Raw genomic sequence first — 12,699 nt, 5'->3', positions numbered from 1 at the left:
TTTTTTTTAGACTAAAGTTCTAGTCACTTATGTGCAAATAATTTACTGAGAGCTACCAAACATTTTGTTGGCCATGCGCTGAGCCTGATTTCCATAGAACCAGTAAGTCAGCAGATACAATGGAATCGCAATCAACAGGAACATGATCACCACGACACTCATAAACTGCGGTTGTTGAAGATACAGTATGAAATCCTGCCAGGCATTCGGATTGGACCGGGTTGCGACCAGAATTCCCAATAATAAAAATGCCAGATTATACCCCCAGAAAATCAGGCTGAATCCTAAAGTGATTTTTTTACGTTCGGCTTGTGTCGGTGCCCGACGGTTCTGACGAAGAAATTTAAATAATACCCAGATCATGGCCACCAGATACGGCACCATGGTCAGCACAGCCCCCATTCCCATCGGCATTAGGGCTGCAATCACTCCGCAAATACAGGTCATCACAAAACAGATTAAAAAAAACCAGAGAAAATAGCGTCTTAGCAGCGCCATAGCCATCACTCACACAAAAGAATGCAATCAGTATAAAAAAAAATGAGTTTTTTTTCATTGTATTGTCAACCGATCCTGTAAAGCTGACGTTATATAGGGTACAAGGTCACCAAATTTGTACCGGCATCCACAAATCTGTTTGATCTTTGCTAAAGCAATAAGACTCGTGTGCAGCAGAAAGTTTTGAATAGCAGCCAAAATTTTCTTAAACAGCATACTTTGACCGACGATTTCACCATCACTCGAATCGTCGGTCTTTATTTTTTGGGCTTCTAAATTTTTATTCCTTATTGCTCTAGTTTAAACATAGATAAAAAACAAGAAATTAAATTACCTTATTAGGGTCAGATAAAAAGTAGTTGCCCAACCCGATACTGGTTTTCTCAGATCGAGCTCACTATACTGATATTTTTCATCCAGACCAAAACGATCATTCCTGCTTCGGAAGTAAGATTTTTGCTGGTTTCATCCATGCTTTTACCCACTTCGGGTGTTTAAACTTTTATAGGCTCAGGGGACATGGCAGTTCATTTTTTACACACATCAGATTGGCATTTAGGACAATTTTTCCATAATCATGATCGTGAATTTGAACATCGCCATTTTTTGAGCTGGTTGCTGGAACAAATTAAACAAAAACAGCCAAATGCCTTGCTAATTGCAGGCGATATCTTTGATGTCATCAATCCGTCCTCCAGCGCTCAGAAACAGCTTTATCAATTTTTAACCAGTGCCCATACACTGGCACCGCACATGCAAACCCTGATGATTGCCGGCAACCATGATTCGGGTTATCGCATCGAGCAGGTTGAGCCTTTTCTTGCCAAATTCAATGCACGTGCAGTCGGTGTCATCAGCCGCAAGGAAAATAATCAGCTGGATCTGGATCGTCTGATGGTGCCGATTTATAGCCCTGAACAGAAAATTTTAGCCTGGTGCCTGGCCTTGCCTTATCTACGTAGTGCCGAAATTACCGGACTGAATGAACATACCACCAACAGTCAAAACGCGATTAGCTATCTGCATCAACAACTGATCGCTGAAGCCAAGGCACGTAAACAGCCAGATCAGGCGCTGATTCTGATGTCACATGCGCATATGCAAGGCGGAGAAACTTCGGATTCTGAACGTCCGATTGTAGTGGGACATGAAGAAGCCTTATCGACGGCGCTTTTTGAAGATGGTATTGATTATGTCGCGTTGGGGCATTTGCATAAGCCGCAGAAAGTCGGTCAGGAACATATCCGCTATAGTGGCTCGCCTATTCCTTTGTCTTTTAGTGAATTGAATTATAAACATCAGGTTGTAGAGGTACGAATTGATCCGATGCAGTCAGATGAACAACGCTTTCAATATGAGCCTCTAATCATTCCACGCACTGTAGATCTGCTCCGGATTCGTGCCGACCTCAATGATCTGATTGACCAAGTCAAGGCCTTGCCGAATGGTGAAATTGATCAGCTGTTTGCACGCCATTTCCTGGAAATTGAATACACTACCACTGCGCCTCCCCCAGTAGATCTCAGACAGCAGATTGAACAGGCTTTGCCGCCAAACCGTTACCGACTGCTACGTATTTCCCGGATTTATCAGCAAGTAGCGGACTCAAGCACGCACATTTCTAAAATTGATCTGGCGCCTCCGACCCCGGAATCCCTGTTCGGTAACCTCTGGGAAAAGATGGGTTATGATCCAGATGACTCGGTAAAGCGTGATTTCCTGCAGCTGCTACATGAAGCCCAGCAAGATATTGATGTGCAGCAGCCATAAGGAAATGCCATGAAAATTTTACGTTTGAGTTTAAATAATCTGGCTTCTCTGGCAGGCACTCATGATATTCGCTTTGATGATAGCCCGTTGGCACATGCCGGCCTGATTGCCATTACCGGTAAAACTGGTGCAGGTAAATCTACCCTGCTGGATGCCATGTGTCTGGCACTGTATAACGAAATTCCACGTTTAAAAGGTGCAACTGGCAGTCTCAAAGATACGGGTGGACAGGATGTTTCCATCAAAGATTCTAAAAATATTCTGCGTCGTGGCACAACCACCGGCTTTAGTGAACTGGAATTTATTGCGCTGGATAGCAAGCGCTATCTTGCCCGTTGGGAAATCCGCCGTGCCCGCAATAAAATTGATGGCAATTTAAAAGTCGACCGTTATATCAAATGCCTTGATGATGACACCACGCTCACCCAAAAAATATCCGAAGTCACGCCACTTATTGAAAAACTGATTGGACTCAGCTTTGAGCAGTTTACCCGTGCTGTCCTACTTGCCCAGTCTGAAGTGGGAGCCTTCTTAAAAGCCAAAGATCATGAACGTGCAGACCTGCTGGAATATTTGACTAATTCACAAATTTTCAGTGTGGTCAGTCAAAAAGCAGCACAAAAATTCAGTGAAGTAAAAAATAAGCGCAGTGATCTGGAAAAGCTGATTGGACATATTGAAACCCTGTCCGAAGAAGATATTAACGCCTTAAAACAGCAACAGACGGCGCTGTGTTTACAATTACAGAATCTTCAGCAATCTGAAAAACTGCTGGAAAATGAGAAAAAATGGCATCTGGACCGACATAAGCTGTATGCCGAAGTCCATGCAAAAAAAGAAGTGTATGATGTCCAGTTGGATGCCATAAATAAATCTGCAGGACAGCAACAATTACTGGAACAGCTGGATGAATTCCAGTCTATCCGTGATCAGTTTATTCAGCGTTCCCATTTAGAACCGAAAAAAATTCAGATTCAGCAACAACAGGCACAATTCACCCTTGAGTTTGAAACGCTAAAAAAACGCTTTATTGAAGAAGAAACCAAACTAGTAGCCTTGGAGCAACAGCAGCAGAAATTTCAGCAGCATTTAGACCAAATCAAGCCACATCTGGAAGCAGGTTTAAAGCTGGATCATGCTATCCATACGGTATCTGAACAGTATAAAAAACTGAATACGGAGCAAAATCAGTTTCAAACTACTCACCTGCATCCCCTAGAACAGCAGTTAGCACAGCAGCAATTGGCCTTAAGTCATGCTCAGGCTAAACAGCAGCAGATTAGTCAGCAGTTAACCCAATCAGAATTTTTAAGTGTTTTTGATCAGGAGCCGCAAAGTACCCTGCAACGTATGCAGGACTATTTACAGCAGTATCAGCAACTATTGCAAAAAAATCCTGAAAGCCTAAATCAGCCTTTGTCTGCACTGGAAAAAACCGTTACCGAATTATCTGCCAAGCTCAACCACTGGATCCAGCAACATCAAAGTATTGAACAGTTAGACCAGCAACTTAAATCTGTTCAGCAGACCCTCCAACAGCATTATACCGAACAGCTTCAGCTTGATGGGCTAAAGCAACGCTTACGACAGACTCTGCAACAATCTCAAGAGTCAGAGCAGCTACAAACCTCTATACATACCCAGCAACAGCAGCTGAAATTACTGCAAAATGCTGAACAGACTTTGCAGCAACAGATTCAATCTGAACAACAGGCTTATGAACAGCTAGAGCGGATTTTAGCTCAGCAGCGTTTATTGCATACACAAAGCGTGCAGGAACTGCGTGCCCAATTAAAACCTGATGAACCCTGTATGGTATGCGGCGGTCATGAACATCCTTTTGCTCAAGAACAACATGAGCTACTGGACAAAAGCTTATGTCAGCTACAGGAACAGCAATTACAGCAAGCCAGACAACAGCTTGATCAGCTAAGTCAGACCCAGCAACAGAAACAGATTGAAATCTCAAAGCTGCAAACTGTGATTGAACAGCAACAGCAGCGTTTGCAAGCATTCCAGCAGCAAATTCAGCAGCAACAGATTGAATATACAACTCAACTGGCAAATTTAGGGGTTATTACTGAGAGTGAAAATGACTTAAATCGTTTAGCCCACCTTTTGAAAGACCATAGCAATAGTGTCGTAAAGCAGATTGAACAGCTGCAACGACAAGAACAGCAGTTACAGCAGCTATTACAGCAATGGCGTCAGCAGCAGCAGCACTTACATCAACTGCAATTGGTTCTGCAACAGCGGACTCAATTGACCCAGCTTATTCAACCCCTAATCAATGTATTGCCTGAGAACTATGCATCTCAGGATCCGATAAAATGGTTATCCACTCTACAACAACAGTTACAACAGTTACAACAGCGCATTCAGCTTTTAAGTGTGCAAAAGCAACTGGAATCTGAGCTGCAAACACAGCAACAAGCAGTTGATAAAACCCAATATCAGCTGCAAGTTGAACAACATAATTTTGCGCAACGCCACCAGTCTTTAGAGCAACTTATCCAGCAAGGTAAGGACTTACGCCAGCAACTGGCTGAATTGACCGGGCAACATGCAGGACAAGTATATCGGGTGGCTGCAGAGTGGCAGACGACTTTGGATCAGCAAACCAAAGCTTTGCAACAGCAACTAGACATCCAGCGCCAACAAACCAGTCAGGCAGAAAAACAGCTGCATCAGGCCAATCTTAAGTTGCAGGATTTTATCACCCAACAAAAGCAGATTGATCAGCAACTTGAGCAATATCAACAGAATATTCAGGCTTGGCAGCAGAACCATCCACAGGTGACTACGACGCAAATTGAACAATGGCTGGGTATTGATCTCACCAGCCATCAACGTATCCGCCAGGATTTATCCAATCAAAAACAGGCACTGGAAAATGCCAAAACCGCATGGCAGTTACTCGAAGAACAATATCAGGCACATTTAAAACTGCAGCCTGAACATGAATTTGAAGAGATTGAACAAAAACTGGCTGCACTGATACAGGAAAAGACAGCACAACAAGAAATACTGAATGAAACCGATGCCAAACTGCGTATGAATGCCAACAACCAGAGTATGTATGCCAGATACCAGCATCAGATTGAACAGATTAAGGCTGAGGAATATCGTTGGGGTCGGATTTATGACCTGATTGGACATAAAGAAGGCACCAAATTCCAGAAAATTGCCCAGGAACATCATCTGGATATTCTAGTTGAATATGCCAACCAGCAGCTCCAGCCTTTGGCTCCACGCTATCAGCTGCACCGTATTCCGAACAGTCTGAGTCTGGCGATTATTGACCTGGATATGAACAGTGAGGTCCGCCCTGTACTTTCGCTGTCCGGTGGGGAAACTTTCCTGGTATCACTCGCCTTAGCCTTGGCCATTGCCAATATGGCGTCTGGCTCGATGAAGCTGGAATCGCTGTTCATTGATGAAGGTTTTGGGACACTCGATCCAGCGTCCTTACATATGGTGATGAATGCTCTCGATCATCTGCAAAGCCAGGGTCGTAAAGTGGTGCTGATCTCGCATATCCAGGAAATGCATGAACGGATTCCAGTCCAGATTCAGGTTAAACCCGTTGGCTCTGGTGCCAGTACCATTCAGATTATAGGCTAGCGCTCATGAATATGACTTCACGCAGATTTTCAGCTGAATTCAGTTTACAACTGGAAAGCTTGCGTGGAGTGAGTGCAATTGTGGTGCTATTTAGTCACTGCTTTCAGGCTTTTATCGCCCCTTTTGATTTAACACTGTATTCCTGGGTTCGGCTGCTTGGTCAGGCCGCGGTGATGATGTTCTTTGCTTTAAGTGGCTATCTGATCGGAACCTCTATACAGAATAATATCCAGCAAAACAGCCAGTTTAATCTGTCTCACTATATCCGGCAGCGCTGCCGTAGAATTTTACCGCCTTTCCTGTTTGCCCTTGCCCTGACCTTAACTTTATATATTCTGGCGCCCTACTTTTTTAGCTCTCATACACATCAGTTTCAGAACAGTTTTGGCATGATGATTCGTACCACCTATAGTCTGGAGTGGGACAATTTTCTGGGTTCACTGTTCTTTTTAAATGGCTTTGTGACGCCCACGTTATCTGCCAATGCGCCACTATGGAGTTTAAGTTTTGAGGTCTGGTTTTATGTGCTGGCGGGCTTTTTGCCTTTTTTAAAACATTCTGTTATTGCCAAACTCAGTTTTGCTTTAGTGTTAATTACACTTACCGCACTTAATCCCCAATTTCTGATTTATTTGCTTGTATGGCTGACAGCCTTTGCCAGTTCATTTGGTCATATTCAACAGTCTGTCTTAAATCATTTGAAATCACTCAAACTGGGATGCCTAAGCCTGGCTTTTTTCATTGCCTGTAGAGACGCCTATCACTTTCATATGATCGATCAGGCTAAAATTTATCGTGGTAACTATTTTGTACCATTTAACACGTTGATAGGACTGGCTTTTGTCTGCTGGCTGATTCAACTACAACAAAAACTCAGTTATTATCAACCAGTCTGGGTAAAGTCCGCGAGTTTTTCTTATACCCTCTATGTGACTCATTTTCCTTTACTGTTGTTTATTTTGGGTTGCTTTCCACAAAGCCGTGCTTATGGTCTAGGGGGTGCTGTTCTGGCCCTGATTTCTACTATGCTGGTTTTAGTTCTACTGGCTAGCTTAATGGCAAAATTACTCGAACCACAACAAAGAAAAGCGTTATCCCGCTCAATGCAATAACACTTTTCTTAACAATTTGAAAAACCTGTCTGAAATATGGTTCCGTTAATCCTTTTTAGGACGTGTACCAAACAAGGCGGTGCCGACCCGCACCATGGTTGAACCTGCCGCAATCGCTTCGGTCATATCCCCTGACATCCCCATGCTTAAAGTATCCCAATCCTCAGCTTTGGTATGTTGCATTTTAACCGCTTCGAATAAAGCCTTGGCATCGGCAAAAGCCGCTGTATTGTTTGGCGCCGGAATCACCATCAAACCACGCAGACGCAGTTTCGGTAACTGGCTAATTTGCGCTACGAGATCCGCTACTTCTTCTGGCTGACAGCCGTCTTTGGTATCCTGCCCGTCGATATTCACCTGAAGACAAATATTTAGGGGTGCTTGATTATCTTCGCGCTGATTAGACAGACGTTCAGCAATGATCAGACGATCTACCCCATGTACCCAGTCAAACTTTTCTGCCAGATGCTTGGTCTTGTTCCGCTGAACATGCCCAATAAAATGCCACTCAATCTCCAGATCCTGCAACTTTTCAATCTTATCCAGCGCTTCCTGCAAATAGTTTTCACCAAAACTGCGCTGTCCGGCTGCATACATTTCCGCCAAGATTTCCGCTGGATGTGTCTTTGAAACAGCCAGCAGCTGCACGGTCTGTTCATCACGACCAGCCTGCTGACATGCAGTATGAATTTGGGCCAATACCTGATCTCGTGCGAGTTGCAACATTTTCATTGACGGAGTTCTCATTTCGTTCATATTTTTTTCCCTTGCCCCCCAACTAAGTGTTGGTTAAGCTGTGGGAAAGCCTTATTATTCTATCAAAATAAATAACATTTAAATGCCTTTGGGGACTTTATGGACATTACAGAATTATTAGCATTTTCTGCTAAAAATGGCGCGTCAGATTTACACTTGTCTGCGGGGATGCCACCACTGATTCGTGTTGATGGTGAAGTTCGTCGTATTAACCTGCCTGCCCTGGAACATAAAGAAGTTCACAAGCTGGTTTACGATATCATGAACGATAAACAGCGCCGTGACTATGAAGAAAATCTAGAAACTGACTTTTCCTTTGAAGTTCCTGGCGTTGCCCGTTTCCGTGTAAACGCATTTAACCAGAACCGCGGTGCCGGTGCCGTATTCCGTACCATTCCCTCTAAAGTTTTAACCATTGAAGATCTGGGCATGGGTCAGATCTTTAAAGATATTTGTGACTATCCACGTGGTCTGGTACTAGTCACAGGCCCAACCGGTTCAGGTAAATCAACGACACTGGCAGCGATGCTGGACTATATCAATGATAACCGTTATGACCATATTCTGACCGTCGAAGATCCAATTGAATTTGTACACCAATCCAAAAAATGTCTGATCAACCAGCGTGAAGTGCATCGTGACACGCATGGTTTCAATGAAGCATTACGTTCTGCATTACGTGAAGACCCGGATATTATCCTGGTGGGTGAGATGCGTGACCTTGAAACCATCCGTCTGGCACTCACTGCTGCTGAAACCGGTCACCTGGTGTTTGGCACCCTGCATACGACTTCTGCTGCTAAAACTATTGACCGTGTGATCGACGTATTCCCGGCCGAAGAAAAAGACATGGTTCGTGCCATGCTGTCTGAATCATTACAAGCAGTCGTTTCACAAACCCTGCTCAAGAAAAATGGTGGTGGTCGTGTCGCTGCACATGAAATCATGATCGGTATTCCGGCCATCCGTAACCTGATCCGTGAAAACAAAGTTGCTCAAATGTACTCTGCCATTCAGACCGGTGCCAACTATGGTATGACTACGCTGGATCAGAGCCTGAAAACACTGGTATCTAAAGGCGTGATCAGCCCACAAGTTGCGCGTACTGCTGCTAAACAGCCTGAATCTTTCCTATAAAAAATGTTTTGATTTTCTCGGGGACGAAGTATGGATTTTAACGGCTTACTCGACTATATGGTGGCACAAAAGGCATCGGATCTGTTCATTACTGCAGATGTCGAACCTTCAATTAAAGTGAATGGCTCAATTGTGCCGATTGGATCAGTCAAATTACCTGGACCAGCAGTAGGCCAGATTCTGCATTCAATTATGACGGAAAAACAGCGCAAAGAATTTGCCGATACACGTGAGTGTAACTTTGCGATTACCAATCCCAGCAAATCAGCACGTTTCCGTGTCAGTGCATTTCAGCAGCGTGATCAGCCGGGTATGGTTCTGCGTCGTATTGAAACCGTCATTCCTACTATGGATGATTTAAAGTTACCGCCAATTCTGAAAGAACTGGCGATGACCAAGCGCGGGATTATCATCTTCGTGGGCGCAACAGGTACCGGTAAATCGACTTCCCTTGCCTCTTTGATTGGTTATCGTAATGAAAATTCCAAAGGTCATATCATCACCATCGAAGACCCGATCGAATTTGTGCACCAGCATAAGGGTTGTATCATCACCCAGCGTGAAGTCGGGATCGACACAGATTCATTTGAAATCGCCCTGAAAAATACCCTGCGTCAGGCACCAGACGTGATTCTGATCGGTGAGATCCGTTCCCGTGAAACCATGGACTATGCTATTGCCTTTGCGGAAACCGGTCACCTGGTATTTGCGACCTTGCACGCCAATAACGCCAACCAGGCGATTGACCGGATTATTCATTTCTTTGAAGCAGACCGCCATAACCAGCTGTTTATGGACTTGTCTTTAAACCTCAAAGCGATGGTGGCACAGCAGCTAATCCCAACCATTGATGGCACAGGCCGTCGTGCCGCAATTGAGATCCTGATCAACTCACCTTTAGTTTCAGATCTGATCCGTAAAGGTGATGTGCATGAAATCAAAGACTTGATGAAGCGTTCACGTGAACTTGGAATGCAGACCTTTGACCAGGCCCTGTATGACCTGTACAAGGCCAAACAGATCAGCTATAAGGATGCGTTGAAACATGCTGACTCTCCAAACGATCTGCGTCTGCAAATCAAGTTATCCGAAGAAGGTGGTGCACATCTGATGAATGCCGGCAGCAATATTACCTTTGATGGACAATCTTAAGATTAAGTCATCATCCTCATATAAAAAAAACAGGCTTCCTTTGAAGCCTGTTTTTTATACCTAGGAACATCCTGGCATTATTTTTTACGATAAGCGTCCTGACATTCAGGTTCATCACAGTAACCATACAGATTCAGTGAGTGGCCTGTTAATTCAAAGCCGAATTTTTTCGCAACTTCGTGCTGTTCATGTTCAATTACGTCATTGGTGAATTCAACAACTTTATTGCAGTTTTGACATACCAGGTGATCATGGTGATCATCCTGCATAATTTCAAATACAGAATGATTATTTTCAAAGTGATGACGCTGAATAATGCCCGCTGCTTCAAACTGTGTTAACACACGATATACAGTTGCAAGACCCACATCTTCCCCTTGATCGAGTAAAGTCTTGTAGATATCTTCCGCGCTTAAATGGTGCTGACGTGAGTTTTCTAATAGTTCTAATATTTTAATTCTAGGCAGGGTAACTTTCAGTCCAGCTTTGCGTAAATCTTGATTTGAAATAGGCATGTAAAAAGGTCTCTCAACAAAATTAAAGTTGGAATATGCAACAAAGTTTAGATGCAGTATGATCTATCCTTGGATCAAATGCATCATAATTAATTTGGGATAGTGTAGCAAAATGCAAAAAATCATGTTGACGTTATTCGTCACTTCATTGCTCGTCGGCTGTTCGACCTTAGGTGTGTACAAAGTTGATATTCCTCAAGGAACACCTTTAACTCAAGCACAAGCCTCTAAAATCCAGGTGGGAATGAGCCACCAACAAGTCCGCTTCCTACTTGGCAGCCCAACAGTGACAGATCCTTTAAATCCATTACGCTGGGACTACATCTACAATTATACCCCAGGAACCTATGCTAAAAAAGCCAACATTCCTGCTGCACGTGGTCAGCACTTAAAAATCTACTTCAATCCAAACGGTATTGTGGAACGCATTGAAGGTCTAGAAACAATTCCAGCGTCACAACCCGGTTTACCTGGTTCAAAAGAAGCGATTCTGACAGCGCCACCACTATAATCGCTTTTTCATAAAAAAACCCCTGTATTTCTAGGGGTTTTTCTAATTAACTGCATAGGTTTATCAAATTACTGGCATTTTGCCGATTTTATGACGCATTTGATCAACCTCAAGATTGCCACAGCTTGGACCGATTACCTTTATTATAACGTCCTACAGGATTTTGCGCTGCACGTTTACGGCGAATATCCTTAGGATTAATGATCAACGCACGGTAAATTTCTATACGATCCCCAGCATTCAAAAGCTGTGCATGATCCTGCAAGCGCACGCCAAATATTCCCAGATTCAAAGGTTCAGGCAATTCCACCTGATCGCGGATGCCGCTTGTAGCAATTGCATCCAGTGCAGTCATGCCCTGCTGAAATGGCACTGCAATATGAAACTGTTGCTCAGGGGCAGCATACGCCACCCAAATCAACGCTGACTGATTCATCAGAACCACTACCCTAACACTGCAATAATAGCCACAACAATCGACACTGGTAATACCACCCGGACTGCAATACGCCAGATATTATAGAACGCCTCTGAACTGAAATTCATTGATTTACGAAGATGACTGATCTTCATGATCCAACCAGCAAACAAGGCATAGATCAGGCTGATCACCAGCCCCCAAAGGATCAGCAGGTTATTAAATACCGGTGTGATATTTGGAATCAACCAGACCAGTGTTGCCACCGCTACAATTACCCATTGAATGATGACATTTATCTGACGCTGTTGCAGCTGTTCACGCGCCATCTGTAACATCAGTGCGGCAGCAGCTACAATCGCGGCAACCAAGGCAAATGCAGGAACTTCAGCTTTTACCGCGAAGAAACCAAAAGCAATTACTGCAAGCAGTTGTGCAATCCAGATCGGTAATACTGTTTTGGTCGCTCCATCCTGCTGTTTGACAGCAGCCAAACTAGACTGCCAGTACAAGCCCATGCCTAACCCGCTGGCCACCAGTGCCAATACCGTTGCATTGCCCCATTCAGAGAATTGTACCGGAGTTACCTGCCATTCAGGCAGTGCTGTACCCATGACATTGGCAAGGACCAAGGATGCAATCACGCCTACAGTGGTAATTCCCACCAGAATTAGACGTGGAACTAAAGACAACAGCAAAGCCGCAATCACCAATCCAGCCAGGATGGCCGGTTGCTGTACTTCAAGGTTGGCAATCGATACCACGTTGGAGGCATGATTCAGCATTGCACCCGCAAGAAATGGAATAAACACCACAGCCAGCCAGCCGACAATACGCCAGCGCTGCGAGCTGTCTGCCTCACGGGTCAGGCTCGACAATGCCTGTAATGCGGTGGTCTTGGAACGTTTCGCTAAAGCAATTTCCAGATAACAGACTGGAAGCGCCAGGATCAGCATTGTCGCTAACCACAACATCCAGAAATCAAGCTGACGATCAATCTGAATACCTGTTATTGGTGCGAGGGTCGCAATAATAAGAAAAGATAAACAAAAAGCCATCAGAGGCGATAACCATTTTGACATAGCATTGTCCTGCATGATGCATTCCTATAAAAATCTAGCGCTATTTTGCCTTGCATAGCGGTGAAAATCAAAAACAAAAAGCAAACCACCCGAAGATGATTTGCTGCGCAAAATGATCATTAGA

General features: G+C 44.1%; 11 protein-coding genes. 6 read left to right on the top strand and 5 right to left on the bottom strand.

Going from position 1 to position 12,699, the window contains the following annotated elements; all coding sequences use genetic code 11:
* Positions 1-42: 42 nt before the first annotated feature.
* The gene (locus ACS72_RS04445) at positions 43-498 is read right to left on the bottom strand and encodes an ABZJ_00895 family protein (protein ID WP_048881399.1); all 456 of its coding nucleotides are present in this window, start codon (positions 496-498) and stop codon (positions 43-45) included.
* Between the two features lie 519 nt (positions 499-1,017).
* Between ACS72_RS04445 and ACS72_RS04440 the strand changes: the two genes are divergently transcribed.
* The 3 genes from ACS72_RS04440 to ACS72_RS04430 are packed head-to-tail and all read left to right on the top strand — an operon-like array spanning position 1,018 to position 7,004.
* Positions 1,018-2,268 (top strand): exonuclease SbcCD subunit D, encoded by a 1,251-nt coding sequence (locus tag ACS72_RS04440; protein ID WP_048881350.1) that lies wholly within the window; start codon positions 1,018-1,020, stop codon positions 2,266-2,268.
* Positions 2,269-2,277: 9 nt separating this feature from the next.
* Positions 2,278-5,892 (top strand): SbcC/MukB-like Walker B domain-containing protein, encoded by a 3,615-nt coding sequence (locus ACS72_RS04435; RefSeq protein WP_048881349.1) that lies wholly within the window; start codon positions 2,278-2,280, stop codon positions 5,890-5,892.
* 5 nt (positions 5,893-5,897) lie between these two features.
* Entirely contained in the window at positions 5,898-7,004 is a 1,107-nt protein-coding gene (locus tag ACS72_RS04430) for an acyltransferase (protein ID WP_048881348.1), read from the top strand.
* Between the two features lie 45 nt (positions 7,005-7,049).
* Here the strand turns inward: ACS72_RS04430 and ACS72_RS04425 are convergent, their stop codons facing one another.
* Entirely contained in the window at positions 7,050-7,736 is a 687-nt protein-coding gene (locus tag ACS72_RS04425) for a YggS family pyridoxal phosphate-dependent enzyme (RefSeq protein ID WP_048881347.1), read from the bottom strand.
* 123 nt (positions 7,737-7,859) lie between these two features.
* On the opposite strand from ACS72_RS04425, the gene ACS72_RS04420 reads away from it, so the two are divergent.
* Both ACS72_RS04420 and ACS72_RS04415 read left to right on the top strand, forming a co-directional pair.
* Positions 7,860-8,897: a type IV pilus twitching motility protein PilT gene (locus tag ACS72_RS04420; protein ID WP_004811122.1), complete on the top strand. Its 1,038-nt coding sequence runs from the start codon at positions 7,860-7,862 to the stop codon at positions 8,895-8,897.
* A gap of 30 nt (positions 8,898-8,927) precedes the next feature.
* Positions 8,928-10,049, top strand: coding sequence for a PilT/PilU family type 4a pilus ATPase (locus tag ACS72_RS04415; RefSeq protein ID WP_048881346.1), 1,122 nt, complete (start codon positions 8,928-8,930; stop codon positions 10,047-10,049).
* 77 nt (positions 10,050-10,126) lie between these two features.
* On the opposite strand, the gene fur is transcribed toward ACS72_RS04415, so the two are convergent.
* A complete protein-coding gene (gene fur, locus ACS72_RS04410) occupies positions 10,127-10,564 on the bottom strand; it encodes a ferric iron uptake transcriptional regulator (RefSeq protein ID WP_004811125.1) in 438 nt (145 codons plus the stop codon).
* Between the two features lie 112 nt (positions 10,565-10,676).
* Between fur and ACS72_RS04405 the strand changes: the two genes are divergently transcribed.
* Complete coding sequence (locus ACS72_RS04405; RefSeq protein ID WP_004811126.1) at positions 10,677-11,075, top strand: outer membrane protein assembly factor BamE; 399 nt, start codon at positions 10,677-10,679, stop codon at positions 11,073-11,075.
* 109 nt (positions 11,076-11,184) lie between these two features.
* Here ACS72_RS04405 and ACS72_RS04400 read toward each other — a convergent pair whose 3' ends face one another.
* On the bottom strand, positions 11,185-11,511 hold the full coding sequence (locus tag ACS72_RS04400) for an RnfH family protein (protein ID WP_004893334.1): 327 nt from the start codon (positions 11,509-11,511) through the stop codon (positions 11,185-11,187).
* Positions 11,512-11,519: 8 nt separating this feature from the next.
* Positions 11,520-12,590: a membrane protein gene (locus tag ACS72_RS04395; RefSeq protein ID WP_048881345.1), complete on the bottom strand. Its 1,071-nt coding sequence runs from the start codon at positions 12,588-12,590 to the stop codon at positions 11,520-11,522.
* Positions 12,591-12,699 lie beyond the last annotated feature (109 nt).

Origin of the sequence: Acinetobacter sp. VT 511 (genome assembly GCF_001077515.1) — a bacterium.
In the GTDB taxonomy this organism is placed as follows: domain Bacteria; phylum Pseudomonadota; class Gammaproteobacteria; order Pseudomonadales; family Moraxellaceae; genus Acinetobacter; species Acinetobacter schindleri.
Note: the sequence above shows the minus strand (reverse complement) of the source record. Positions and strands in the feature narration are given on the sequence as shown.